This window comes from Chelativorans sp. YIM 93263 (genome assembly GCF_028767125.1).
Lineage (GTDB): Bacteria > Pseudomonadota > Alphaproteobacteria > Rhizobiales > Rhizobiaceae > Chelativorans.
The window spans coordinates 1-26,497 of record NZ_JAKCWP010000006.1; the positions used below are offsets into that span (position 1 = coordinate 1).

The 26,497-nt window shown below is 61.0% G+C and carries 22 protein-coding genes; 5 read left to right on the top strand and 17 right to left on the bottom strand.

The genetic code is table 11. From position 1 onward, the window contains the following. Window positions 1-38: 38 nt before the first annotated feature. From LY631_RS13145 to LY631_RS13210, 14 genes are all read right to left on the bottom strand, one after another. Complete coding sequence (locus LY631_RS13145) at window positions 39-1,445, bottom strand: Re/Si-specific NAD(P)(+) transhydrogenase subunit alpha (protein WP_274425910.1); 1,407 nt, start codon at window positions 1,443-1,445, stop codon at window positions 39-41. A 63-nt stretch (window positions 1,446-1,508) separates the two neighbouring features. Beyond that, window positions 1,509-1,736, bottom strand: a complete 228-nt coding sequence (locus LY631_RS13150; protein WP_274425911.1) for an aa3-type cytochrome c oxidase subunit IV — start codon at window positions 1,734-1,736, stop codon at window positions 1,509-1,511. Between the two features lie 111 nt (window positions 1,737-1,847). Further along, a complete protein-coding gene (locus tag LY631_RS13155) occupies window positions 1,848-2,687 on the bottom strand; it encodes an ABC transporter ATP-binding protein (RefSeq protein WP_274425912.1) in 840 nt (279 codons plus the stop codon). A gap of 75 nt (window positions 2,688-2,762) precedes the next feature. Further along, the gene (locus tag LY631_RS13160; RefSeq protein ID WP_274425913.1) at window positions 2,763-4,073 is read right to left on the bottom strand and encodes an ABC transporter substrate-binding protein; all 1,311 of its coding nucleotides are present in this window, start codon (window positions 4,071-4,073) and stop codon (window positions 2,763-2,765) included. Between the two features lie 64 nt (window positions 4,074-4,137). Beyond that, window positions 4,138-5,214, bottom strand: a complete 1,077-nt coding sequence (locus tag LY631_RS13165; protein ID WP_274425914.1) for a branched-chain amino acid ABC transporter permease — start codon at window positions 5,212-5,214, stop codon at window positions 4,138-4,140. Between the two features lie 3 nt (window positions 5,215-5,217). Then, complete coding sequence (locus tag LY631_RS13170; RefSeq protein WP_274425915.1) at window positions 5,218-5,358, bottom strand: hypothetical protein; 141 nt, start codon at window positions 5,356-5,358, stop codon at window positions 5,218-5,220. A 13-nt stretch (window positions 5,359-5,371) separates the two neighbouring features. Next, a complete protein-coding gene (locus tag LY631_RS13175; protein WP_274425916.1) occupies window positions 5,372-6,331 on the bottom strand; it encodes a branched-chain amino acid ABC transporter permease in 960 nt (319 codons plus the stop codon). Between the two features lie 30 nt (window positions 6,332-6,361). Then, entirely contained in the window at window positions 6,362-6,505 is a 144-nt protein-coding gene (locus tag LY631_RS13180; protein ID WP_274425917.1) for a DUF3096 domain-containing protein, read from the bottom strand. Between the two features lie 27 nt (window positions 6,506-6,532). Further along, window positions 6,533-7,357 (bottom strand): ABC transporter ATP-binding protein, encoded by an 825-nt coding sequence (locus LY631_RS13185; RefSeq protein WP_274425919.1) that lies wholly within the window; start codon window positions 7,355-7,357, stop codon window positions 6,533-6,535. Beyond that, a complete protein-coding gene (locus LY631_RS13190) occupies window positions 7,354-9,327 on the bottom strand; it encodes an AMP-binding protein (protein ID WP_274425920.1) in 1,974 nt (657 codons plus the stop codon). Before LY631_RS13190 ends, LY631_RS13185 begins: the two co-directional genes overlap by 4 nt. A 177-nt stretch (window positions 9,328-9,504) precedes the next feature. Then, window positions 9,505-10,179: a Crp/Fnr family transcriptional regulator gene (locus LY631_RS13195; protein ID WP_274425921.1), complete on the bottom strand. Its 675-nt coding sequence runs from the start codon at window positions 10,177-10,179 to the stop codon at window positions 9,505-9,507. Between the two features lie 89 nt (window positions 10,180-10,268). Further along, window positions 10,269-11,033, bottom strand: a complete 765-nt coding sequence (locus LY631_RS13200; RefSeq protein ID WP_274425923.1) for an N-acyl amino acid synthase FeeM domain-containing protein — start codon at window positions 11,031-11,033, stop codon at window positions 10,269-10,271. Window positions 11,034-11,211: 178 nt separating this feature from the next. Beyond that, window positions 11,212-13,506: a putative bifunctional diguanylate cyclase/phosphodiesterase gene (locus tag LY631_RS13205; RefSeq protein ID WP_274425924.1), complete on the bottom strand. Its 2,295-nt coding sequence runs from the start codon at window positions 13,504-13,506 to the stop codon at window positions 11,212-11,214. A 107-nt stretch (window positions 13,507-13,613) separates the two neighbouring features. Continuing rightward, window positions 13,614-17,087: an indolepyruvate ferredoxin oxidoreductase family protein gene (locus LY631_RS13210; RefSeq protein ID WP_274425925.1), complete on the bottom strand. Its 3,474-nt coding sequence runs from the start codon at window positions 17,085-17,087 to the stop codon at window positions 13,614-13,616. Between the two features lie 541 nt (window positions 17,088-17,628). Between LY631_RS13210 and LY631_RS13215 the strand changes: the two genes are divergently transcribed. Together LY631_RS13215 and LY631_RS13220 are read left to right on the top strand one after the other, a co-directional pair. After that, complete coding sequence (locus LY631_RS13215; RefSeq protein WP_274425926.1) at window positions 17,629-18,201, top strand: TRAP transporter small permease subunit; 573 nt, start codon at window positions 17,629-17,631, stop codon at window positions 18,199-18,201. Continuing rightward, a complete protein-coding gene (locus tag LY631_RS13220; protein WP_274425927.1) occupies window positions 18,201-19,592 on the top strand; it encodes a TRAP transporter large permease in 1,392 nt (463 codons plus the stop codon). The genes LY631_RS13215 and LY631_RS13220 overlap by 1 nt, the downstream gene beginning before the upstream one ends. Before the next feature lie 66 nt (window positions 19,593-19,658). Here the strand turns inward: LY631_RS13220 and LY631_RS13225 are convergent, their stop codons facing one another. After that, complete coding sequence (locus LY631_RS13225) at window positions 19,659-20,753, bottom strand: TRAP transporter substrate-binding protein (RefSeq protein ID WP_274425928.1); 1,095 nt, start codon at window positions 20,751-20,753, stop codon at window positions 19,659-19,661. A gap of 207 nt (window positions 20,754-20,960) precedes the next feature. Here LY631_RS13225 and LY631_RS13230 point away from each other — a divergent pair, with 207 nt between their 5' ends. Beyond that, window positions 20,961-21,725, top strand: coding sequence for a gamma-glutamyl-gamma-aminobutyrate hydrolase family protein (locus LY631_RS13230; protein WP_274425929.1), 765 nt, complete (start codon window positions 20,961-20,963; stop codon window positions 21,723-21,725). A 13-nt stretch (window positions 21,726-21,738) separates the two neighbouring features. Here the strand turns inward: LY631_RS13230 and LY631_RS13235 are convergent, their stop codons facing one another. Further along, window positions 21,739-22,137 carry a hypothetical protein gene (locus LY631_RS13235; protein WP_274425930.1) on the bottom strand — a complete coding sequence of 133 codons (399 nt, stop codon included), beginning with the start codon at window positions 22,135-22,137 and terminating at the stop codon, window positions 21,739-21,741. A gap of 271 nt (window positions 22,138-22,408) precedes the next feature. Next, window positions 22,409-23,380, bottom strand: coding sequence for a 2-hydroxyacid dehydrogenase (locus tag LY631_RS13240; RefSeq protein WP_274425931.1), 972 nt, complete (start codon window positions 23,378-23,380; stop codon window positions 22,409-22,411). A 261-nt stretch (window positions 23,381-23,641) separates the two neighbouring features. Between LY631_RS13240 and xylB the strand changes: the two genes are divergently transcribed. Together xylB and xylA are read left to right on the top strand one after the other, a co-directional pair. Next, the gene (xylB, locus tag LY631_RS13245) at window positions 23,642-25,096 is read left to right on the top strand and encodes a xylulokinase (RefSeq protein ID WP_274425932.1); all 1,455 of its coding nucleotides are present in this window, start codon (window positions 23,642-23,644) and stop codon (window positions 25,094-25,096) included. Next, window positions 25,093-26,403, top strand: a complete 1,311-nt coding sequence (xylA, locus tag LY631_RS13250; protein ID WP_274425934.1) for a xylose isomerase — start codon at window positions 25,093-25,095, stop codon at window positions 26,401-26,403. The genes xylB and xylA overlap by 4 nt, the downstream gene beginning before the upstream one ends. Window positions 26,404-26,497: the final 94 nt, after the last annotated feature.

A 26,497-nucleotide genomic window follows, 5' to 3' on the forward strand; every position in this document is an offset into this window, starting at 1 on the left:
AAGCTGCTCAAGCGCCTGTTCAAGAGCGGTGGGTTCCATCAGCTATTTCCCCCCGTTTTATCCGTGGCGGGCGTTTCTGCCGCCGTATCCTTGCTTGCTCCGGCACCACCATCGCCGGCCTTTTGCGGTGTCGGCTTGGCGGCAGTTTTGCCGGAACTCGAACTAGCAGCGGTTTTGCTCGCCGCCGGGTTGGCAGTGGTCTTGCTCGATGCCGGCTTGGCAGCCGTCTTCGAGGCCGTCCTGCGGCTGGTCGGGGCTTTTTTCGCCGCAGCCTGGCCGCTCTTGGCCGCCCCGCCGCCGGAAGATGCAGCCTTGGGCGCGGCATCGGCAAAGTTCGGATGCACGACCTTGCCGTCATGGGTCAGCATGGTCGCCTTGACCAGCTCGTCCTCCATGTTGATGGCAAGCGTCTTGTTCTCCTTGTCGACCATCGTCTCGAGGAAAGCGTAGAGATTACGCGCATAAAGCAGCGATGCGGACGCGGAGACGCGGCCCGGCACATTGAGATGGCCGAGGATCTTGACCCCGTTGGCGGTGGTGGCGACTTCGCCGGGCTTGGCGCCCTCTACATTGCCGCCGCGCTCCACCGCCAGATCGACGATGACCGAGCCAGGGCGCATGGACTTCACCATGTCCGCGGAGACGAGCCGCGGCGCCGGGCGTCCAGGAATGAGCGCGGTAGTGATGACGATGTCCTGCTTGGAGATGTGGTCGGCGACGAGCTCTCCTTGAGCCTTCTTCTCATCCTCGGTCAGCTCGCGGGCATAGCCGCCCTCGCCGGAGGCATCCTTCAGCGCTTCGGTCATGATGAACTTGGCGCCCAGTGAGGCAACCTGCTCGCCGGCGGCGGCGCGAACGTCCGTCGCCGTTACGACAGCACCCAGCCGGCGCGCCGTGGCGATCGCTTGCAGGCCGGCGACACCTGCGCCCATCACGAAGACTTTGGCCGCGGGCACCGTACCGGCCGCCGTCATCATCATCGGCAGTGCGCGGTCATATTCGGCGGCCGCGTCGATAACCGCGCGATAGCCGGCCAGGTTTGCCTGGCTGGAAAGCACGTCCATGGACTGGGCACGCGTGATGCGCGGCATGAACTCCATGGCGAACGCCGTAATGCCGGCCTTGCCCATGGCCGTCACCTCGGCCTCGTTTCCGTATGGGTCCATGGTGGCAAGCACCACCGCACCCTTCTTATAGGTCTTCAGTTCTGCTCCATTCGGGCGGCGCACCTTGAGAACGATATCGGCTTTGGCGGCATCCGTCGCCTTGCCGATCCTGGCCCCGGCATTCTTGAAGTCCTCATCCGGAATGCGCGAGCCCGCTCCGGCATCCTTCTCGACCACGAGATCGAAACCGAGACCGGAAAACCGCTTCACCATATCAGGCGATATGGCGACACGCGGCTCGTTCTCGACCTCCCTGGGTACGAAGATTGTTTGTCCCACCGTCAGATCCTTGTCGTTGGAATTCCGCACGACAGGAGAGCCCCGCCGCGCCTCCCCTGTACGTCAGCGAAGCAACCAGACGCCGACTGCGCAGATGAGAATGAAAAGAATGGTGCTGGAGATGAAGCCGGCGGCGGTAAAGAAGCCGAAGGCCATCGCGATCAGAATGGCAATGACCACGAGACTGGAATATTTGGAGACCTCGAGAAACAGATTGTAGGTGCGATGATGCTCCTCGTAATCCATTTCCGCGCCCGTTTCGACCGGCTCATCCGGCTTTTCATCTGCCATCGCATAACCCCTCGGGAAAGAAATCGCGTAGGGAATAGCGAAAACAGCCGCCAAGGGCAATGGGCCGCATAGCCGCAGTGGAAAGCCGGTACCCTCAAATCGGGATCAAGATCAGGACAGCCAGCGCTTGCGCCGCTTGTAGTGCTTGACATTGCGGAAGGAGCGCCGCCCCTCGCCGCCAACGCCGAGATAAAATTCCTTCACGTCCTCGTTTTCGCGTAAAGCGCCCGCTTCGCCGTCCAGCACGATACGGCCCGATTCGAGTATGTAGCCATATGTTGCATAGCGCAGCGCGATATTGGTATTCTGCTCGGCGAGCAGAAACGAGACTCCCTGATCCTCGTTGAGACGTTTGACGATCTCGAAGATCTCCTCGACAAGCTGCGGGGCAAGCCCCATGGAGGGCTCGTCCAGTAGAATCATTTTCGGCCGGCTCATCAGCGCCCGCCCGATGGCCGTCATCTGCTGCTCGCCGCCGGAGGTGTAGCCCGCCTGGCTGTTGCGTCGCTCCCTCAGCCGCGGAAAATAGGAGTAGACGAGGTCGAGATCCTCGCGGACCGCCGCCGAGCCGTCGCGGCGCGTGAAGGCGCCGGAAAGCAGATTGTCCTCGACCGAAAGGTGGGCGAAGCAGTGACGGCCCTCCATGACCTGGATGCAGCCGCGGCGCACGAGATCGTTGGGCGACGTGTTCTGGACCTCTTCCCCGTCAAAGATGATATTGCCCTTGGTCACCTCACCGCGTTCGCCGCGCAGAAGATTGGAGACGGCCTTGAGCGTTGTCGTCTTGCCGGCCCCGTTGGCGCCCATCAGCGCGGTGATGCCGCCGCGCACGACCGAAAGCGAAACGCCTTTCAGGACGAGAATGACGCGGTCGTAGATGACCTCGATATTGTTGACTTCGAGGATTTTCCGGGCGGCTTCCGGCGCCGCCGCTTCAGTCGATGCGGCCATTGTCACTCCTTCGCGCTGTATGGCCGTCCCGGCCGGGGAGCAACGTGTCTCCACCGGCCGGCGACGTGTAATGCCTTACTGGTCGCACTCTTCGTTTGTCGGCCAGGGCGCGTTCGCTTCCGCGTAGGCGGCCGCTTGCTCTTCCACGAGCGCATCGATCGTCTCCCGGTCGGCGGGCAACAGGTCGGAGACCTTGACGAACTTCTCGCCGTCCCACTCCACCATCCAGGCGCTGGCGTTCCCTGTGTGGTTCGCGCAGCTGGTGGAGAATGGCGCCATCATGCCCTCAACGCCGATCTCTTCCAGCCTGGCCTCGTCCAGGTTCAAGTTTTCGAAGCCCCAGCGCAAATCTTCACGGCTTATGTCGGGCGTGTCCGCGTGTTCCTGCGCCACCCTGACCGCCTCGGCGAGAATGACCGACATGAGCACGCCACGCTGGTAAGCCATGCTGTCGAACTCGCCGCTATCCTGATCGATCTGCGACTTGCCCGCATCGACGACATACTCCTTGACGTCCTGCATGACCTGGGAATCCGAGCGCGGGAAGTTCCAGCTCAAGGCGCGGAAGCCTTGCCCCTCCTCGCCGATAAGCCGCAGGTCCGGCTCATGCGCGCCCCACCAGACGCTGACGAACTGGTCCATCGGATAGCGTGTCTTCGCGGCTTCGGTAACCGCACCGGCGTTCATAGCACCCCAGCCCCACATCACCACGAAATCCGGCCTTTCGCGGCGGATCTGCAGCCATTGCGCCGACTGGTTCTGCATCTCCGTCAAGCCGACGGGAATCGGGAGCAGCGTGAAGCCATGTTTCTCCGCAAGCTGTTCCAGCAGCGGGATCGGCTCCTTGCCATAAGGATGATCGAGGTGAAGAAACGCGATCTTCTGGCCGTTCAGATTGTCTGGATTGCCGTCGCCGAGCGCGTTCACAATCATCGACGCGCCGTCCCAATAGGACGTCGGCGGATTGAACGCCCATTGGAAGACCTTGCCGTCCTGCATGGCGGAGAAGCCATAGCCGGGGGCGTAAACGGTGATCTCGTCGACATTGGTCTGCGGCAGCACCTGCAACGTGATGCCCGTAGACCAGGGCTGCGTGACCAGCGCGCCTTCCGATTTCGTTTTCTCGTAGCACTCGACACCCTTTTCGGTGTTGTAGCCCGTTTCGCATTCCTCGAACGCGACAGGGACACCGTTGATGCCGCCATCGCGCTCATTGAGCATCGTCATGTAATCGAGCTGACCGTTCATATGCGGCGTTCCGGTCGCGGCGAACGGACCGGTGCGGTACGACATGTTCGGAAGCTGCAGGGCATCCTGAGCGACGGCGGGGGCGGCAAGCCCGGCCGCAATCGTCGCCAGCAACGCTGCCTTGAGCATGGTTTTCATCTTCTTTTTCTCCTCCTCTTGCGCCTCTTTTCGAGGCATCTCCTCAACCCTGCAGCCCGACTCCTCAGTGCGGAAAGGGCCACAACACCAGCTTTTCCCTGATAATAGCCCACAGACGCGCCAACCCGTGCGGCTCCAAGATCAGGAACGCGATGATCAGCGCACCGATCGTCATCACATTCAGATGCTCCACCGTCGACGACGAAATCGGAATACCGAACGCAGCAGGCACCGCTCCGATGACAACCGGCAGCGCGACGATCAAAAACGCGCCCAGATAGTTGCCCAGGATCGAGCCCAACCCGCCAATGATGGCGATGAACAGAACGCGGAACGACAACGAAATGTCGAACAGATTGGCCTCCGCCGCACCCCGCCACATGAAGACGAACAGCGCGCCGGAAACCCCGACGATATAGGATGAAACGAAGAAAGCCGTGAGCTTGGCCCGCATCAGGTTGATGCCAACGAGTTCCGCGGCGATATCCATGTCGCGCACCGCCTTCCACATCCGTCCGATGCGTCCGCGCGTGATGTTGATGGCCAGCCACGTCACGAGGCAGACAACCACCAGGACGAAGTAATATTGCACGAGGTCGGACGCGCGCGGCCCGGTGACGGTGACGCCGAACATCTCGATATTGGGCACCTGAATGGCGCCGGAAGAGCTGTAATTGTAAAGCCAGCCCCACTTTTGAAACAGCCAGACGAGGAAGAACTGCGCGGCGAGCGTGGCGATGGCCAGATAAAAGCCCTTGATCCTGAGCGAGGGCAGCCCGAACAGAACACCGGTTCCCGCGGAGAAAAACCCCGACAGCGCTATAGCCAGGAAGATGTTCAACTCCGGGAAGATGGTGATGAGCTTGTAGCAGGCATAGGCGCCGACTCCCATGAAGGCGCCGGTTCCGAGCGAAAGCTGGCCGGCATAGCCGGTGAGGATATTGAGTCCCAGCGCAGCCAGGGCGTAGATCAGCACCGGAATGAGCAGGGCCTGGAAGGTGAACGCACTGGCTGTCAGCGGCAAAATGACGAAGGCGAACAGCAGGATGACCCCGAGCAGCATCGCATCCTGCCGCACGGGAAACAGCGCATGATCCTCCGCGTAGCTGGTCTTGAACTGCCCTGCAGTACGATAGAGCATACGCTAGCCTTCCTTGTCGAGTGGGGCGCTTCCCTCCCCCTTGAGGGGCAGGTGGCCGCGAAGCGGTCGGGTGGGGTTGTCGACGGCGCGTTCAATCAGCGCTCTTGCGGAAACGCCGACGACTGAAGGGATTATATCGGCCATTCTCAGCATCCCCTCACACCCGCTCGATAATGCGTTCGCCGAAGAGGCCTTGCGGGCGGAAGAGGAGAACGATGAGGGCCAACACATAGGCGAACCAGGCTTCCGTATTCCCGCCCAAAAGCGGCTGGCCCCAGTAAACTTCGAAGAGCTTCTCCAGAACACCTATGGCGAGCCCGCCAACGATGGCGCCGGTGACACTCTCCAGCCCGCCGAGCATCAAGACCGGCAGCGCCTTGTAGGCGATGACCTCCAGCGCGAAGGAAACGCCAGCGCGCGCGCCCCACGCAATGCCGGTAACGAGCGCGATGATGCCGGCGATGAACCAGACAATGACCCAGATCGTGGAAAGGGAAATGCCGATTGAGAGCGCGGCCTGGTGATCGTCGCCCAATGCCCGGATTGCGCGGCCGATCTTCGTCCGGTTGAGGAAAACGAGAAGCGATGCCACCAGAACGCCGGCGCCGACAACAGCCGTAAGGTCACGCTCTTCGATCGAGACGAAACCGCCGAACGGCTCCAGCATGATGCTGCCGGTGGGAATGCCGAGCTCGGCAGTGATCATCACCTTGTTTTCGCCGCCGAAGATCGTTTCTCCAAGGCCGACGAGAAAGAGCGTGATCCCGATGGTGGCCATGAACAGGATGATGTCGGGCTGGTTGACCAGCGGCCGTAACACCACGCGCTCCACGACGACCGCCAGAGCGAACATGACCGCGAGCGTCAGCGGAACTGCCAGTAGCGCCGGTATGCCCATCTCGTAGAGCCCTACGAGAGTAAGCGCGGCAAACACCACCATGATGCCTTGCGCGAAGTTGAAGATGCGCGAGGACTTGTAGATGAGCACGAAGCCAAGCGCGATCAGCGCATAGAGCACGCCGCCGACAAGCCCCTCCCAGATCACCTGAAGAAGGAAATCGGGCGCCGCCGCCATGTCGGCGAAAGGCTGAACGAAGATGGTGTTCAGAATGTCCATGGCCCGATTTCCCTCCCTCTTTTGGCGGCCTTATCCGGCGAGCCCGGGGAAAAGCCCGAGAATGCCGATAATGATGAGATAAAACGCGACGATGTAGCTCAGGAGTCGCGGAATAATCAGAATGAGAATGCCGGCGATCAGCGAAACCAGCGGTGCAAGGGAAAATTCATACATGCCGTCTTCCTTTCTCAATTACTTCGGTTAATGCGGCACGCCCAGATAAGCATCGATGACCCCTTGGTCATTCTTCACCTGATCGGGCGCCCCGTCGGCAATTATCTTGCCGTAGTCGAGAACGACCACGCGATCCGACAGATCCATGACCACGCCCATATCGTGCTCGATAAGCGCAATGGTTGTTCCCCTTTGCTGATTCACGTCAAGAATGAAGCGGCTCATATCCTCCTTTTCTTCCAGGTTCATGCCTGCCATTGGCTCATCCAGAAGAAGCAGGCTCGGCTCCATGGCGAGCGCACGGCCGAGCTCCACGCGCTTTTGCAGGCCGTACGGGAGCTTGCCCACCGGCGTGTGCCGGATGTGCTGAATCTCCAGAAAGTCGATGATTTCCTCGACCACCTCCCGATGCGCGATCTCCTCCTTAAGCGCCGGGCCGTGCCAGATCATCTGCCAGAGGATATTGCGCTTCATCATGACCGAGCGGCCGGCCATGATGTTGTCAAGCGTCGACATGCCCTTAAACAGAGCTACATTCTGAAAGGTACGCGCGATCCCCTGCCCCACCGCGTGGTGCGGTTTCATGGCCCGGCGCTCCCGCCCGCGGAAGGTGATCGAGCCCTTTTGCGGCGTGTAGAAGCCGTTGACGACATTGAGCATGGAAGTCTTGCCGGCGCCGTTCGGCCCGATAATGGCGCGAATCTCCCCCTTACGGACATTGAAGGAAATATCGGTGAGCGCCTTAACCCCGCCGAAGGCGAGCGAAATATTGCGGATTTCCAGGAGCACCGCACCCTTCGCGATACCGTCGTCGGGCTCGGCGAAGGCGGCAGGATCAGCATGCAAATTCATTCCGCCGCCTCCTGGATTTCCTCGGTTTCGGCCGGGTAGACCTCAGCGTCGACAATGCGCACGGTCGCCCGCAGAATGCCCTTGCGGCCGTCCTCGTACGTGACCTGGGTCTCGACATATTTCTCGGTCGAACCGTCATAGAGCGCCTCAATCAGTTCGCCATAGCGCTCGGCAATGAAACTGCGCCGCACCTTCTGCGTGCGTGTCAGCTCGCCGTCATCGGGGTCGAGCTCCTTGTGCAGAACCAGAAAACGGCGGATCTGCGAGGCTGCCATCAAGGGTTCTGCCGCAAGGCGCCGGTTCGCCTCCGCCACATGCGCGGAAATGATTTCGTAGATTCGGGGGTGCCCCGCGAGTTCCTGATAGGAGGCGTAGGCGAGGTTGTTGCGCTCCGCCCAGTTGCCCACCGAAGCGAGATCGATGTTGACGAACGCGGCGCAGTAATCCCGCCCGTGGCCGAAGGCCACCGCCTCCTGAATGTCGGGGAAGAACTTGAGCGCGTTCTCGATATATTTCGGCGCGAACAGCGCGCCCGAGGCGAGTTTGCCGACATCCTTGGCACGATCGATGATTTTCAAATGGCCGTCCGCGTCGAAGAAGCCGGCGTCACCCGTATGCACCCAGCCGTCTTCCGTCTTGGTTTCGCGCGTGGCTTCCTCATTCTTGTAATAGCGGATGAAGACACCGGGCGAGCGGTAGAGCACCTCGCCGTTATCCGCGATGCGGATTTCCACCTCCGGTGACGGCAGGCCCACCGTATCGGGCCGGATTTCGCCGTCCGGCTGGGCGGTGATGTAGACGGTCGCTTCCGTCTGGCCGTAAAGCTGCTTCAGATTGAGTCCGATGGAGCGATAGAAGCTGAAAAGCTCCGGCCCGATCGCCTCGCCTGCCGTGTAGCCAACACGCATGCGTGACATGCCGAGCCGGTTTTTCAGCGGTCCATAAACCAGAAACTCGCCGAGACCGTATTTCACCCGGTCCCAGAGGCCGACCTTCTCGCCATTGAGAATAGGCTCGCCAACCTTGCGCGCATGAGCGAGGAAATAGTCGAACATCGCTTTCTTGAATCGGCTCGCATCCTCCATGCGCACCATGATGGCGGTCAGCAGCCCCTCGAACACGCGCGGCGGCGCGAATACGTAGGTCGGCGCGATCTCGCGGCGGTCCTCGTTCACGGTTTCCGCACGTTCCGGGCACGCTACGCAGAAACCTGCCGTGTAGGCCTGGGCATAGGAAAACAGATGGTCTCCCACCCAGGCGAGCGGCAGGTAGGCAATCACCGTCTCCTTCTCCGTGAGCCGGTCGAACGCATTGCCGTTCACCGCCGAGCGCACCAGATTGTCATTGGACAACATGACACCCTTCGGCTTGCCGGTGGTGCCGGATGTATAAAGCATCACCCCAAGGTCGGAACCCTTGCCTTTTTCGACCTCGGCGCGCCACGCTTCCGCCGCTCCATTCTCCTCCAGGCGCTTCAGCCCCGCCGCCTGGACATCACGATAGGCATGCAGATTGGTGTGATCATAGTCGCGCAGGCCGCGCGGCTCGTCGTAAATCACCGTCTCGAGGTGCGATACCTGCTCGGAAATCGAAATGAGCTTGTCGACCTGCTCCTGGTCCTCCACCACGGCGAATTTTACCTCCGCGTGGTCGAGCACATAGGCCATCTCCTCCGCCACCGAATCGGCGTAGACGGGCACCGGCACCGCCCCAAGCGCCTGCGCGGCGGCGAAGGTCCAGTAAAGCCGGGGCCGATTCGCACCGATGACGGCGATCCTGTCGCCGCGCTTCAGGCCGAGCGTCTGCAGCCCGATTGAGAATGCGCGCACCTCCTCGAACTGCTCGTCCCAGCTCCAGCTTTGCCAGATGCCGTAATCCTTATAGCGCATGGCCGGGCGGCCGCGAAAACGCTCGGCGTTCAGCAGCAGATATTTGGCTAGCGTATCAGGCGCTACACGTGCCTGCTCCAAGCGTTCTCCTCCCTTCGCGGCCTCCCGCCACGCGCTCACCCCTCCCAAGGCGAGCCTCCTGAAAGGGAAGTTTTCACGAACCCGCGCTCTAATCAACCAGCCTCTTGACAGACAGAGCAGGGTTTTGCCTTTATTCTGGCGGAGCTGTGTCTTCCGCCGCACGGCGGGCATTCCATCTTAAACGTCGTACCGGCTGAGCGCCTCGGGCTTGAAAACCGTAATGCGCCCGTGCTCGGCGCGCAGGAGCCCCTCTTCCTGAAGCCCCTGAAGCGCGCGGTTGACCACCTGCCGCGACACGCCGGCGAGCAGCGCCAGCTCTTCCTGGCTGATCTCGATCTCGTTTTTCACATTCGGGCACAGCACCGGATTGAAGAACCAGGAGAGATTGCGCGCCACGCGCGCTTTCGGGTCCAGGATGCGGTCGTATTCGACGCTGGCGATGAACTGACCCAGGCGCTCGTTGAGCTGGCGCACGAGATAGCGGTTGAAGCCGGTGCTGTTTTCGAACAGCCACATGAAGGTCGAACGCGGCATCAGCGCCAGGCGCGTGTCGCGAATGGCCACGACGTCGTACTGGCGCGGTTCGTCCTTGAGCACCGATCCCTCGCCGAACCAGCTCCCGCCCGCCATGCCGGCAAAGGTCATGGCTTTCCCGGCCGCCGAAATGGCGCTGATCTTGACCAGCCCCTCGCGCACGCCGGTCCAGTGGTCGAGCCGGTCGCCTCGATGGCAGACATAGCTGCCCTTCGGATAAACGCGCTCGACCAGACCATGCCGCGCCCGCTCCATTTCCTCGGGCGTCAACTCACTGGCCCAAAGCGCCTCTCTGGCGATCTCGTCCTTGATGCTCATGGCTGCTTTTCGTTCCGGCATGCACCGGAACGGTTATGGCCGCCCGCCGAGGACAAGGCAAGCCGGCGGCAAATCCCGAACTGCGGCGTTCATGCCGCGTTCTTGAGATATTTCGCCGTTGGCAGGATGGTCAAAGGCGCCAGTTCACCGTGCTTCGGCCGGTCGAAGAGCATGCGGCGCTCGAAGGCCGTTGAACGGAAGTAGGGAAAACGCTGAAAAAACGAATCTTCATCCACTCGGCACGTTGATTGCAGCAGGTAGACCGGAATTGTCAGCCCCGGATAGGTGCGCGCGCTCGTGGCCGGAACGGCATTGAAAATACGCGTGTAGAATGCGGTGTGCTCTTCCTTGATCGCGGTCAGGCAATAACTCGGTCGGAAGTGTTTGCACGCCAGTATGACAAGGCGCAGCGTGACGTAAGGTAGGACACGCAGCGCACGTGACCACTCGGGAGCCGCCGCGAAGCGGCTGGGATCGATGAATGTCTCACCCGCCGCGATACGAGGCTGCAAAACATCACCGAAGACCTCGTTGCTGGGCGAGGTGGAGTAGCTCGAATCCACATAGTGTAGGCGGATGGTGCTCACCAACGCCCCATCATGAAACACGCCAAATCGATAGGCGTTGGGCAGGTCGTCAAAGCGGTCGGTGACCATCCGTCTTGCGTCTTCGCGGACCATTCCGGCCGCAAGGTAGGATGCGTAGCGCAGGCGATAAATCGCTTCCAGATCCTCACCGCTTTCGCAAAAGCGGTACTCGGTTTTCTCCAAAAGAGACAGAACACTTCTATCAAACGGAGACAGGCCGTCCTGGAGGCTATCCTTACGCGAAACTTCAGTTCGAGTAGCGATCATGAGTATTCCCCCTGCACGTTGCTCAGGAGGATAACCGTCGGATACGACGCCAGGAAGTTAAAATTTTAAGGAATAATGTTTACATTTTGTTAAGGTTAACGGGACGTTAATCAGAGGCACAAAAACTCATTTGCAACGGCCCGGCTCGATACTGAAAAAATCGAGCCGGCTTCGAGACTCAGCCTGTGCCTACGAAACGTTCATCGGTAGACCACTCCATATCGGATATGGTCTTGATGCCGGTCGAGGTGAGCGCGGAGCCGAAAAGAAAGCCCTGAACCCGGTCAGGTTTCGTCGATTCCCTCAGGAACCTGAGCTGCTCGAAGGTTTCGACGCCTTCGACCGTCACCGCCAGGCCGAGATTGCGTGATAGATTAATGATGCCTATCAACAACTGACGCGAACGTGCGTCGCCCGCAATGTCCCGCAGGAAGCTTCCGTCGATCTTCACTCGATCAAGAGGAAGGGTGTGGAGATAGCTGAGGCTCGAATAGCCGGTGCCGAAGTCGTCAAGAGCGATCCGTACGCCAACCTTCTTCAATTCCTCGATGTACTGGCTTGTGGATGTTCTGTCGTCCAGCAGGGCCGTTTCCGTAACCTCGATCTCCAGCCTGTGCGGTGCAAGCCCCGCATTCGACAGCGCTTCCCGAACCTTGTCGACCACGCTCCCATTATAAAAGTCCTTGGCGGAGAGATTAACCGAAACGCCGAGGTGTTCGGGCCAACGGACGCATTCGCGGCAAGCGGCCTCAAGAACAATAGTGCTGATTTCTGATACGATCCCCATTTCTTCCGCCAAGGGAATGAAAACGGACGGTGAAATCGCGCCGAGTTCGGGGTGGTTCCAGCGGCAGAGAGCCTCGCATCCGGAGATGCGCATCGACTTTATGTCTACGATCGGTTGGTAGACGACACGCAGTGAATTCGCCCGAATGGCACTGCGTAGATCCGATTTTAGCGTTTGGCGGTCGCGGAACGCCTGATCCATTTCCGCCTCGAACAACCGCCAGCCGTTCTTACCCTGCTCCTTGGCACGGTACAGCGCAAGATCGGATTTCACCATCATGGCATCGACATCGCTGTCACGCGCCGGCGTCACAACGGCACCGCCGCTTGCCTGCGTCGGCAACATGTGGCCGGCAATGTCCACACTGCCCCGCAATCGAGAGAAAATCTCGTCGAACTGAACATAAAAATCGCGCTCGTCTTCCACACGATTGAAGAAGACCGTGAACTCATCGCCGCCAAAGCGGCTGACTTTCACATTATCGCTTTCGAATTCCGCAAGACGTTCGGCAACCGCGTAGATAAGGCCGTCCCCGACCGGATGCCCTAGCGTGTCGTTGACGCTCTTGAAGTCGTCCAAGTCCACGACAGCGAGACCGCAGAGGCGGTTCTGGTCGCCCGCGGCCATCAGATCCTTCACCATTTCCTGGAAGTGGGCCCGATTGGGCAGGTTCGTGAGGCTATCGTAGCGTGCCATGTGGCGGATTTTCTCCTCCGCCTCCACTCTCTGGGTCACGTCGTCGAAGGTGACGACTGCCAGCTCATCTTTTCCCTCTCGAGCGGAAAATTCCAGATGGCGCCCGTCCGTAAGCCGCAACAGAACTCTCTTCCCCTGTCCTTTGCTGAGCGCGCGCGTAAGTTGGGCTTGTGCATACCTGAAATCTTTGCTGCTTAACAGGCCGCCAGCAACGCCACGCATCAGCAAAGACTTCAAAGTGCGGCCCAGCGGTTGCTCCGAATTCTGAAAGCCGAGAGCCTGCGCGGCTTGCGCGTTGGCGACGACAACCCGTCCTGCCGGGCCGAACATGACGAGCCCCTGTGACATCGTATTCAGAGCTCGGTCAAAACGCTGTGCCAGTTGATCAGCGTTTCGGCGCTCCGTTACCGCGCGTGCCAGGATCTTCCGCACCTCATCGGCGCTTCTCATAATGACGAAGATAAACGGGATAGTGAGGATGCCCAAAAAGACATGCGCCAGGTCCCCGCGCAGGATCAAAGCCAAAGCTATAGGCGCCAACAGCGTGGTCGAGAACACAAAAACCATGCGCGACGAGCCGTAGTTGCGCCCCACCACGGTAATAAGCGAACCGAGGTTAACGGCGGCAGCGCCCAACTCTACAAATTGATCCGGGTACAAATAGATGGAGACAAAGCCGAAGGTTCCGAGAAAAAAGCCCTGAACCGCGCCTTTGAAGATATAATTGTTCTCCCATTTACGAGCGGAAGTGTCGTTCAGGAGATCAAGTTGGGCCTGGCTGCTTCGAACCCAAAGATAGCGCCAAATACCGATGCCAAGCAGTGCAACTGAAAGGATAGCGAATATCGGCCGTTGCGTGCGAACATACGCCATGAGCGGAACGACGGCATGGCACAGTGCTCCGACGAGCAGTATATTCTTGCTCTCGAACAGCGATCTGACGAATTGTACGTAGACGTCCTTCGGAACGTCGCTATCGTGATTGGCCATACCAACTCTTCCTGCTGGGCAAGAAGACTTCTAAGCGCATCCACCTTAAGGAAGAATTATTTCAAAGTCAGACCAACGGTTTCCGCCGGAAATGGGCTGCCTCCACCTCACTCCGCCGCTTCCATAAGGGGGTCGGGATCGGTCTTTTCGAGACGGGCGAGCAGCCGCTGGCGTTCTTCAGCTGCCTTCTTGGCATTCGCCTCCTTCACATGGCCGAAACCACGGATCAGCGCGGGAACGGAGGCCAGCGCGGCGGCGGCCTCCAGCCGACCGGGGGCGAGCGTGTTCTCGATTTTGTCAAGGTCAGCTTCATACTGCGCCAGGAGCCGGCGTTCCATGCGCCGCTCTTCCGAATAGCCGAACATGTCGAGCGCCGTGCCGCGCACGCCTTTCAGCCGCGCCAGCATTGAGAAGGCCTTCATCATCCAGGATCCGTAACGCGCCTTCTTCAAATGCCCCTGTGCATCGCGCTTGGCAAAAATCGGCGGAGCGAGATGGAATTCGAGCTTGTCGTAGTTCTCGAACTCCGCTTCGAGCTGGCGCTGGAAAGAGCCGTCCGTGTAAAGGCGCGCCACCTCGTATTCGTCCTTGATGGCCATCAGCTTGAACAGGTTGCGCGCCGCCGCTTCGGTGACGGCCGTCGAGCCCGGCACGGCCTTGTCCTCCACGCGGCGCAGTCCCTCTATGCGGTCACGGTAGCGTTGCGCATAGGCCGCATTTTGATAGCCCGTCAGGAAAGATTCACGGCGAGCAATGATTTCGTCCAGCGTCTCGGCCGGCTTCTCGCGGCCTGACGGCGCCGAGCGCGCCACCACATCGCGAACATAACCCGGATCGTGCGCGGCGCGGCGGCCCCAACGGAACGCGTCGATGTTCATCTGTACCGCCTGGCCGTTCATCTCGATCGCCTTCTCGACCGCCTCGGCCGAGACCGGCAGCCCGCCTTTCTGATACGCCATGCCGAGCATGAACATGTTGGCGCCTATGGAGTTGCCGAAAAGCACGGTTGCCGCCTGCGTCGCGTCGAAGAAATGCGCCTTCTCCTCGCCAGCAGCGTTGCGAATTGCCTTTCTGAGCCGCTCGATCGGCAGCGAGAAATCGGCCGAGCGCGCGAAATCGCCCGGCATCACTTCCGCCGTATTCGCGATGAAAAGCGTATGCCCCTCACGCACGGTGGAGAGGACCTTGCGTGCGCCGGAGACGACGAGATCGCACCCCAGAACCAGGTCGGCCTTGCCGGCGGCCACGTGAACTGAGTTCACCTCAGCCGGCGAGCGGGCAATCCGCAGGTTGGAGAAAACCGCCCCACCCTTCTGGGCGAGACCGGCCATATCGATGATGCCCGAACCCTTGTTTTCCAGATGTGCCGCCATGCCGAGAACGGCGCCGATTGTCACCACACCGGTACCGCCGATGCCGTCGACCACGCCCGACCAGCCCTTATGCAGCGGGAAGAGCTCCGGCTCCGGTACGCCCTCGAGCGGATCTTCGCTTCCCGCAACACCCTTCAGCTTCTTCGCCTTAGCGCCGTGTACGGTCACGAATGAGGGGCAGAAGCCGTTGACACAGGAAAAATCCTTGTTGCAGCTCGACTGATCAATGCGCCGCTTGCGCCCAAATTCCGTTTCAACCGGCTGCACGGACACGCAATTGGATTTCACGCCGCAATCGCCGCAGCCCTCGCAGACGAGCTCGTTGATGATAACGCGCTTGTCCGGATCGGGATACGTGCCGCGCTTGCGCCGGCGGCGCTTCTCCGCCGCGCAGGTCTGGTCGTAAAGGAGAACCGAGACCCCCTTCACCTCGCGCAGGTCGCGCTGCACCTGGTCGAGATCGTCCCGGTGGTGCACGGTCGCGCCGGCCGGAAACTGCACTTCGCCCTTATATTTCTCAGGTTCGTCGCTGACGATGGCAATGCGCTTGACACCCTCCGCGCGCACCTGGTCGGCGATCATGTCCATGCTCAGCCCGCCTTCGTGGGGCTGTCCGCCCGTCATGGCGACCGCATCGTTGTAGAGGATCTTGAACGTCATGTTCGCGCCGGCGGCAACGGCCGCGCGCAGCGCGAGAGAGCCGGAATGGTTGTAGGTTCCGTCGCCGAGGTTCTGGAAGAAATGTTCGCGCTTGGAAAAAGGCGCCTGACCTATCCACTGCGCGCCCTCGCCGCCCATGGCCGTGAAGCCGACGGTGCCACGGTCCATCCACAGCGCCATGAAATGGCAGCCAATGCCGCCGCCGGCGATGGAACCCTCTGGCAGGCTCGTGGAGGTGTTGTGCGGGCAGCCCGAGCAGAAATAGGGCATGCGCGTGGCGACATCCTGGGTATCGGCCAGCATGGCCTGATACTGCCGCAGGCGCGCCACTCGCGCCGAAACCTCCTCCGAAGGCCCGATGACTTTCAGGATCCGCTCGCCGATGGCAATGGCGATCTCATTCGGGTCGAGCGACCCCTTGATGGGGAAGAGCTTTTCGCCCCGCTCGTTCTTCTTGCCGATCACGGTGGGCTGCATGGAAGTGCCGTAAAGGTCCTCGCGGACCTGCACCTCGATCAGCGAGCGCTTTTCCTCCACCACCATCACCATTTCGAGCCCGCGGGCGAAATCGCGGATATGCTCGAGGTCGAGCGGCCACGGGCAGGCCACCTTGAAAAGCCGTATGCCGAGCGCCTTAGCGCGTTCCTCGTCGATCCCGAGATCGTCCAGCGCCTGGCGCACGTCGAGATAGCTGGTGCCGACGGTGATGATGCCGAGCTTCGGATTGCGCCCGCCGGAATAGACGATACGGTTGAGCCCGTTTACACGCACGAAGGCTGCGGCCGCGGCGCGCTTGAAGTCGTGCAGCCGCTCTTCCTGGCCGAGCTGGTTCACCTCATGGCGAATGTTGAGCCCGCCGGGCGGCATATCGACCTCTGGCAGCACGATATTGAGCCGGTCCAGCGCCACATCGACCGAGGCCGTGGATTCGATGTTGTCCTTGACGCACTTGATCGCGGCCCAGGTGCCCGCGAAACGGGAAAGGGCATAGCCGTAAAGCCCGTAATCGATCAATTCCTGGACGCCAGCGGGGTTGAGGATGGGGATCATCGTGTCGACGAAAGCGAATTCGCTGGCGTGCGCCACGGTGGAGGATTCGGCCGCGTGATCGTCGCCCATCAGCGCCAACACGCCGCCGTGTTTCGACGAACCGGCGAGGTTGGCATGGCGGAACACATCGCTGGTGCGATCCACGCCCGGCCCCTTGCCGTACCAGAGCGCGAATACACCGTCGTGCTTGCCCTCGCCCAGAAGCTCCGTTTGCTGAGAGCCCCAGCAGGCGGTGGCCGCAAGTTCCTCGTTCAAGCCGGGCTGAAAAACGATGTTGTCCCGGGAGAGCCGATCGTGGGCTTTCCAGATCTGCAGGTCCAGGCCGCCGACCGGAGAGCCGCGATAGCCGGAAATGAAGCCGGCCGTATCGAGACCGGCCCGCCGGTCTCGCTCGCGCTGCATCAGAAGCATGCGCACGATGGCTTGCGAACCGGAAACGAAGATTCGCTTCTTGGCGAGATCGTACTTGTCGCCGAGCGAAACCTCATGAAGCGTCATGGCCGTAACCTCCTCGCCAACACCGGCGAAATGCCGTTTCCGCGGCACCGGGCGGGCGGCGAGTCCGGGATGCGGGTACCCGTATCCTCTGCGCTCAACACGGCACCTGAACCGGCGTTTTCGTCCAAGCGTTGCAGGATAGTTTTCTCCCGGGAACAGGCCGCGTCAAACGAAAACGATGTGAAGAGAGAAATGAGCAAGAGCGCCTCGTACCTTCGTCCATATAAGACATTTTGTTAGCGAGAGAAGCGCCGTCGCGCACGAATATGGTCGTACTGTTCACGCGGGAGATGCCTCGACCATGAGCTAAAGCGGCGGTTTGTCGGCTGTCGTGCGAAAATGCGAAAAACTGTGTACGGTCGCTTTTTCCCTCCCGATAAAGCTGCTAAAACCCGCCGCGCCGTGCAGAACCGGCGGCCAAAGAGAATAAGAAGGAAACGTACCCGGATGATTCGCCGGGAGAAAAGACGAGGGGCGGAAGACCAGATGAAGTCGGCATGGCTTTTGCGGGTCGGTCCACACCGCTGGGAGGAATGAACCTGTGCGAGCGATCGCTTTCGTCGTCCGCGCCATCAGCGCCATCAATTGGTTTATAGGCAATCTCTTTTCCTGGCTGGCGCTGGGCATTGTCGTTGTTTGTTTCACGGTGGTGGTGCAGCGCTATGTCTTCTCCTTCAGCATTCTTTGGATGCGGGATCTCTATATCTGGCTGAACGGGGCGATGTTCACCGCCGTGGCGGGTTTCGCGCTTCTGCGCAACGATCATGTGCGCGTCGACATCTTCTACCGCCCGGCGAGTGCTCGCCGAAAGGCGATGGTCGACCTCTTCGGCGTCGTCGCCTTTCTGCTGCCCTTCTGCTGGGTGACTTTCGTCTATGCCTGGCCCTTCGTCGCCCGCTCCTGGCGCATCCAGGAAGGCTCCTCCAATGTCGGCGGGATGCCGGCCTTGTTCATCCTGAAGACATTCATTCTCGGTTTTGCTGTGCTCATTGCCATGCAGGGCATCGCCATGGCCTTGCGCTCGATCCTGGTGCTGACCGGCAATGAGGAGCTTCTGCCGGAAAGACTGCGGTATGAGCGCCAAGAGCCATCCGGCACGGAGGCCTCCGTCTGATGGATCCGGTTTTGATCGGCGAGATCCTCGCCGGGCTCATGTTCTTCGGCATTATCGGTTTCCTGCTGCTGGGCTTCCCGGTCGCCTTTACGCTTGCCGGTGTTTCCCTCATGTTCGGTCTCGTCGGCCTGTGGTTCGGCGCCTTCGACCCGTCCAACCTCAGCAGCTTGGCCAACCGCTACATCGGCTACATGACGAACGAGGTGCTGGTCGCCGTCCCGCTCTTCATCTTCATGGGTGTAGTTCTCGAGCGCTCGAAAATCGCCGAGCAGCTGCTTCTGACCATGGGCAAGCTGTTCGGCAATCTGCGTGGCGGCCTGGGCATGTCCGTGATCATCGTCGGCGCGCTCCTGGCCGCCTCCACGGGTGTCGTCGGAGCGACCGTGGTTACAATGGGGCTGATCTCGCTTCCAGCCATGCTGCGCGCCAGCTACGACCCGAAGCTCGCTACCGGAGTGATCTGCGCCTCCGGCACCCTGGGGCAGATCGTGCCGCCATCCACGGTTCTGATCTTCATGGGCGATATGCTCTCGGGCATCAACGCCCAGGTGCAGATGGAGAAGGGCAACTTTGCCCCCACCCCCGTCTCGGTGGGCGACCTCTTCGCCGGCGCACTGCTGCCCGGCATCTTGCTGGTGGGTCTTTATCTCATATGGATGCTCTTCAAGGCGCTCACGCAGCCGGAGAGTTGCCCGGCAACCCCCGTCGCACCCGAAGACAAGAAGGCCTTGCTCGGTGAAATAGCGACGGCCATGTTGCCGCCGTTGCTTCTCATCGTGGCGGTTCTTGGATCGATCCTCGGCGGCATCGCCACGCCGACCGAGGCCGCTTCCGTCGGTGCGGTCGGCGCGCTTGTCCTGGCGGCGCTGCGCTGGCGTCTTTCCCTCCGTGTGCTCCACGAAACGGTCGTAGCGACGGCCACGATCACCTGCATGGTCTTCATCATCCTGTTCGGAGCGTCGGTATTCTCCATCGTGTTTCGGCTGATGGGCGGCGACACTCTTGTGCATGAATTTCTGACCAGCTTGCCGGGCGGCACGCTGACGGCCATCGCGATGGTGATGCTCACCATGTTCTTGCTGGGCTTCATCCTGGACACGTTCGAGATCATCTTCATCGTGATCCCGATCACCGCGCCAGTGCTTCTGGCGCTGGATGTCGATCCGGTCTGGCTGGGCGTTCTGGTCGGCGTCAACCTGCAGACAAGTTTCCTGACGCCGCCCTTCGGCTTCGCCCTGTTCTATCTGCGCGGCGTGGCTCCGGGCAGCATTGCGACCTCCACGATCTACCGGGGCGCTATCCCCTTCGTCGCGCTGCAGGTCGTCGCCATCGCGATCATGTTCCTCGTGCCCGGCATCGCTACCTGGCTGCCGGACATGATTTATCGCTGACGGCTACGGCGGGACGAAAAGCCCGGGCAAGAATGCCCGGGCCTGTATTCCGCCTGAAGTATCCGATCAGAGTTCGAAGTATCTCTCGCGCGCACGGATGAACAGCGCGTCCGTGCCTTCCGTCTTCTGACGCACGATCGCCAACGCCGACTGGAAACTTTCCGCCGTTTTCTTCGTCAGCGGATCGTCGGAATCCAGCAACCCTTCGAGAATTTCCTTGGCTGCCTCGGCACCGGCTTGCTCGATCTCCTCCGGGAATTCCAGCACGTTGACGCCGTGCTCGTTGACGAGTGTGTCGAGTGCACGCGGGTCGTTGGCCGCGAAGTCGGCGGCAACGGCGTCGTACTCGGCCTGGCAGACATCACGGATGATTGCCTGAAGATCAGAGGGCAGCTCCTGGTACTTGGATTTGCTGACCACCAATTCGGTCGCCAGCCCCGGCTCCACAAAACTCGGGAAGTAGTAATTTTTGGCCACTTGATAGAAGCCAAGCGCCAGGTCGTTGTACGGGCCGACGAATTCGGCTGCATCCAGCGTACCGGACTGAAGAGCCTGGAAAATCTCGCCTGCCGCCATGTTGGTTACGGAGGCGCCAAGCTTCTCCCAGACCTGCCCGCCGAGGCCCGGCGTACGGAAGCGCAGCCCCTGGATCGAATCGAGCCCGGTCAGTTCCTCGCGGAACCAGCCGCCGGCCTGAGTGCCGGTGTCACCGGAAAGGAAGCCCTGAACGCCGAACTGGTCATAAATCTCGTCCCAGACCTCCTGACCGCCCATGTAGCGCACCCAGGCGGTCAGCTCACGCGAGGTCATGCCGTAGGGCACACCGGTAAAGAAGCTGAGGCCCTGGCTCTTGTTCTGCCAGTAGTAAGCTGCGCCGTGACTCATCTCGGCCGAACCGTCGATAACGGCATCAAGCGACTGAAGCGGCGGCACCAGCTCACCCGCGCTGTAAACCTGGATTGTCAGACGGCCGTCGGTAGCCGCTGTGATGCGATCGGCCAAGCGCTGCGCGCCAACTCCGAGCCCGGGAAAATTCTTAGGCCAGGTTGTGACCATGCGCCAGGTCTGGTTGCCTTGGGCGATGGCGGGCGTTGCCAGCGCCGCGGCGCCTGCGCCGGCGCCAGCCAAGCCGGCCTTCTTTATGAATGAGCGACGATCCATGGAGTACCTCCCATTTTCAGACTGATTATGAACGTAGATCGGGCACATGCAAACCTGCCCACCCGACGCCGGCGCGTATCAATACATGCGCGAAACGGCAAGTCCAGTTTTCATCGGAAAGCGATACAGGTCTGGTAAACATGCACCGCGGATGGAAAGGGAGTGGCAACGACCTTAGATTAGGTCCATTGGAAACTGGAGAACCTCATGGATCAGCCGCTGGTTGCCGTTTCGACGGATGTTAAGGATTTCGAGAATTACAGCTGGCACGCAACGCCTGATCAGTATCTTGACGCGGCCGTCACGGTCGCCGGCGTTTTCCCCGTGCTCGTGCCGTCCTTCGGCGAGCGACTTGACCTCGATTCGCTCCTCTCCTCGGTCGATGGCGTGTTGCTGACCGGCGCGAAGTCGAACGTCCATCCGTCGCACTATGGCGGCGAGGCGAGCGAGAAGAACGGACCGTATGACGAACGCCGCGATGACACGACACTGCCGTTGATTCGCAAGGCGCTCGAGAAAGGCGTGCCGCTGCTTGCGATCTGCCGCGGCTTGCAGGAACTGAACGCCGCGCTCAACGGAAGCATTGCCGCCGAAATTCAGGAGCGGGAAGGCGCGCTCGATCACCGCGCCCCCGAAAGCCCCTCACAGGACGAGCGCTTCGCCATACGTCACGCGGTCAAGATCGCGCCCGACACATGCCTGGCCGACATTCTCGGGACCGGGCACATCGAGGTGAACTCCGTACATCGGCAGGGCATTGACCGGCTTGCTCCCAACCTCCGGGCGGAAGCCGTCGCCCCGGACGGCGTCGTTGAAGCCGTATCCGTAGCCGGCGCGAAAGCCTTTGCAGTCGGTGTCCAGTGGCACCCGGAGTATTGGGCGCACGACGACGAGCCGTCGAATCGCATCTTCAAGGCATTCGGCGAGGCCGTCCGCAACCACGCCGCCGCGCGGCTCATCGCGGCGGAATAACGTCCGCCGTTTGTTACTGCGCGGTCAGCGCAATGAGGGGAGTTTCGGGAGAGTAGGACTCGTAGGCAACGCCGTCTCCCGGGAAAAACTCGACGATCGTACGCCCGTCATCGGCCAACAGGGTCACGTCCCCGGCATCCCTTTCCCGCCAGTATCGGGCCTCGGCGAGGCGCGGCATCAAAGCGGAGCAGTTTTCGCCGAGTTCCAATTGAGATTGCGAGGCGTCAACGGGGCCGCGCTTGATCAGCTTACAGCTTCCATCCCGGCCGGGGATGCGCATCTGGAAATACTCTGCATCCTTGGCCTTTTCGATGGCGGCGGTCGTGAGCGTTTCCTCGGGCTCGCCTTCATGGACAAGCGCAACAGCGCCGGCAGTGCCGAGAACGATTAATAAGGAAAGTAACAGCTTCATCGTCTTATCTTTCGGGTGTGACGATCATCCTGGGCAAAGGTTAAACAAAAATTGATTGACGAGAATGAGGCGGAACTTACTCGTTTTTACTGTCGCGACCCTTCACGCCCCTTCCTGTCCTGCCTGACACTTTCCCATACCGAAGGGAATCAGCTGTCATTATTGCTTCCGTCAATCTTCGAGCGCTGCAGAATAGGCAAGACATTGGGCCTCCCCCTGGTCGAGAGATGTCCGGGCGCTGACTATCCGATTGCCGGCTTGCACTGTAGTGCTAAGACCCCTGGACAGTCAGGGTTTCTGGCACCGGCGTCAGAGGTTTCCCGTTCGAAAACCAGGATATGAGATTATCGACCACCAGATCGGCCATGGCCTGTCGCGTATGGACGGAAGCCGAGGCCACATGGGGCAGAAGACAGGTGTTTTCGCAGGCAAGCAAAGCCGCCGGCACGTTTGGCTCGTCGGCGAACACGTCGAGACCGGCCGCCAGAATGGTGCCGTCGCGAAGGGCAGCGGCAAGCGCGTCCTCGTCCACCGCAGTCCCGCGCCCGACATTGATGAATATGCCGTTCGGCCCGAGCGCATTCAGCACCTCACCGTTCACCGCCTTCTCCGTGGCAGCGCCTCCGGGGGCGACGCAGATCAGCGTGTCGACGGCCTCGGCCAGAGACAGGAGCGAGGATTGATATTCATACGCGACATCGTCGCGCTTGCGCCGGTTGTAGTAGCTGACCGGCAGGCCGAATGCCTCGATCCGACGTGCGATCGCCAGCCCGATTCGCCCCATACCGAAGATGCCGACACTGCGCCCACGCAGAGATGCCCTGGTTAGCGGATAAGCCCCCTCGCCTTTCCAGCGCCCTTCGCGAAGATAATTCTCCGCCTTTGGTAACTCACGCACGGTGTTGATCAGCAGACCAATCGCCGTGTCGGCGACCTCCTCGGTCAGCACATCGGGCGTGTTGGTGACCATGATGCCCCGCGATGCGGCATGAGCGGCATCCACAGCGTCATAGCCGACGCCGAAATTGGCGATAATCTGCAGATTGGGGAGTGCGTCGATAAAGTTCGCATCGATGACGCTTGAAGAAGCGATCCCGACGACGGAGCGCTTCATTTCGTCAGTCAGGTTTTCCGGGACGGCGCGATCGACTTCCAGCAGGCGAAACCGCTCCCCGATGCGCTTGACAGCATGAGCGTGCAGCTTGCCCGGTACTAGGATTGCAATGTCCGCGTTCTGATTCATCGATACCGTTCCCCTGTGGTTCGTCCGGCCCCGCCGGGCCAAGCAGAAGGAACATGCACCGGGAAGACCGTTCCGTAAAGTGCTGCACGGGGACTTGAATGAAGACCGCGTTGGCACCATCGCAGGCGCATCGTTGGTGCCCCGCGCCACTTAAAAACGGCCTTCACCCCGTTGCTTCATCGCAGGTCTTGTGTAAATTATTCGGGACTCGAAAAAAATCACCGGACGCGATGTGCCGGCCATGCGAAGCGGGAGGAAAGCATGTATCTCGGGTTCGATCTCGGCACCTCCGGGGTAAAGGCTCTGCTGCTTGATGGCGATCAGGGGATCGTCGCTTCGGCAACCGCCTCGCTGAGGGTTTCCCGCCCTCATTCCGGCTGGTCTGAGCAGGATCCGAAGGACTGGATCCGCGCTGCCGAGGAAGCAGTCTCCGCACTCAAGACCTCCCACGGCAAGGCGCTTGCCGCGGTCAAAGGCATTGGCCTTTCCGGGCAGATGCACGGCGCGACGCTGCTCGACGCATCCGATACGCCACTGCGCCCCTGCATCCTGTGGAACGATACGCGCAGCCATGCCGAGGCGGTCATCCTCGACGCCGACCCGCGCTTTCATCGGATCACGGGGAACATCGTCTTTCCCGGCTTCACCGCGCCGAAGCTGAACTGGGTGCGAAACAACGAACCTGCAATCTTTTCCAAAGTGGCGAAGGTGCTCCTGCCCAAGGATTATCTGCGCCTCTGGCTCACTGGCGAGCATATTTCCGAAATGTCCGATTCCGCCGGCACCGCTTGGCTGGATGTCGAACACCGCCGCTGGTCGGACGAGCTGCTGGCTGCGACCGATCTCGAAGAAAGCCAGATGCCGCGTCTTGTCGAGGGCACGGAACCGGCCGGTACGCTGCGTTCCGATCTCGCCGGGAAATGGGGCATGAGTTCCGGCGTGACGGTCGCTGGCGGGGCCGGCGACAACGCGGCCTCGGCCTGCGGTGCGGGCACGGTGAAACCCGGTGCGGCCTTCGTCTCCATCGGCACCTCGGGCGTGCTTTTTGCCGCCAACGGCGCCTATCTTCCCAATCCCGAAAGCGCGGTGCACACGTTCTGCCATGCGCTTCCCCGCACCTGGCATCAGATGGGCGTAATCCTCTCGGCCACCGACTCGCTCAACTGGCTGGCCGGCATTACCGGCAGCGAGGCAAGTGAGCTGACCGGCGAGTTGGGGGAGGAGCTTCAGTCTCCCTCGGACGTCATTTTCCTGCCCTATCTCTCCGGCGAACGCACGCCACACAATGACGCAGTGATCCGCGGCAGCTTCACGGGCCTTGCGCACCAGACCGACCGCGCCGCCCTTACCCGCGCGGTGGTGGAGGGGGTGGCCTTCGCCTTCCGCGACAGCCTGGAAGCGCTCAAGGCCGCTGGGACCGAGCTTTCCCGCGTAACCGCCATCGGCGGCGGCTCCCGCTCCTCATATTGGCTCAAGACAATCGCCACGACACTGAACCTGCCCGTCGACATTCCCGCGGAAGGCGATTTTGGTGCCGCATTCGGCGCGGCTCGTCTCGGCCTCATCGCGGCGGAGAAAGCCGACCCGCTCGCGGTCTGCACACCGCCAGAGACATCCGCGACCATCGAACCCGAAGCGGCCCTCGCCAGCGCCTTCGACGAGGCCTACCGCCGCTATCGCGACCTTTACCCGGCAATACGAGGAGTTTCATCGTGAGTACAGGATTTTTCGGGGACATAAAGCCCATCCGCTACGAGGGGCCGGAAAGCGATAATCCCCTCGCCTTCCGTCACTACAATCCGGATGAGGTCGTCCTCGGCAAGCGGCTGGAGGATCATCTGCGCTTCGCCGTCTGCTATTGGCACAACTTCGTGTGGCCGGGGAACGACCCCTTTGGCGGGCAGACCTTCGAGCGTCCCTGGTTCGGCGATACGATGGAGCTTGCCAGGCTCAAGGCCGACGTCGCTTTCGAAATGTTCGAGATCCTGGGCGCGCCCTTCTTCACCTTCCACGACCATGACGTCCGCCCCGAGGGCGACACCCATGCGGAGAGCGTTTCCCGGCTCAACGAGATCGCGGACTATTTCGAGGAGAAGATGGAAAAGGGCGGCCCGAAGCTGCTCTGGGGCACGGCCAACCTCTTCTCCAACCGCCGCTATATGGCCGGCGCGGCCACCAATCCGGACCCGGACGTCTTTGCCTATGCGGGTGCGACGGTGAAAGCCTGCATGGAGGCCACCAAGCGTCTGGGCGGCCAGAATTACGTGCTGTGGGGCGGACGCGAGGGCTACGAGACCCTGCTCAACACCGATATGGGGCGGGAGCTTGACCAACTCGGACGTTTCCTGAACCTGGTCGTCGAGCACAAGCACAAGATAGGGTTCGAAGGCACCATTCTGTTGGAGCCCAAGCCGCAGGAGCCGACAAAGCACCAGTACGACTATGACGTTGCCACGGTCTACGGCTTCCTCAAGCGCCACGGTCTGGAACACGAGGTGAAGGTCAACATCGAGGCTGGGCACGCCGTGCTCGCCGGTCATGCTTTCGAGCACGAACTGGCGCTCGCCGCCGCGCTCGGCATTCTCGGCTCCATTGACATGAACCGGAACGACTATCAGTCGGGCTGGGATACGGACCAGTTCCCCAACAACACGCCGGAAGCCGCACTCGCCTATTACTATGTTCTCCAAGCCGGCGGGTTCACCACCGGGGGCACCAATTTCGATGCCAAGCTGCGCCGCCAGTCCATCGATCCGGAAGACCTGATCGCGGCACATGTCGGCGGGATGGACACTTGCGCCCGCGGGCTGAAGGCCGCCGCTCGCATGATCGAGGACAAGGCACTCTCCGCCCCGCTGGAAGAGCGTTACGCCGGCTGGAACGACCCGGAAGCGCAGGCGATGCTCAAGGGCGAGCGCTCGCTCGAAGAGATCGCCGAGCGCGTCAAGCGCGAGAACATCGAACCGCAGCCCCGCTCCGGCAAACAGGAAAAGCTCGAAAACATCGTCAACCGCTACGTGTGAGGGCGGGGCGGCCCTTCGCAAGCGTTGGAGTGCTTCGTTGCCGCTCCGGCATGATGTCAGGTCACGTCCTGGTATGGTGACGGTGGAGATGGGT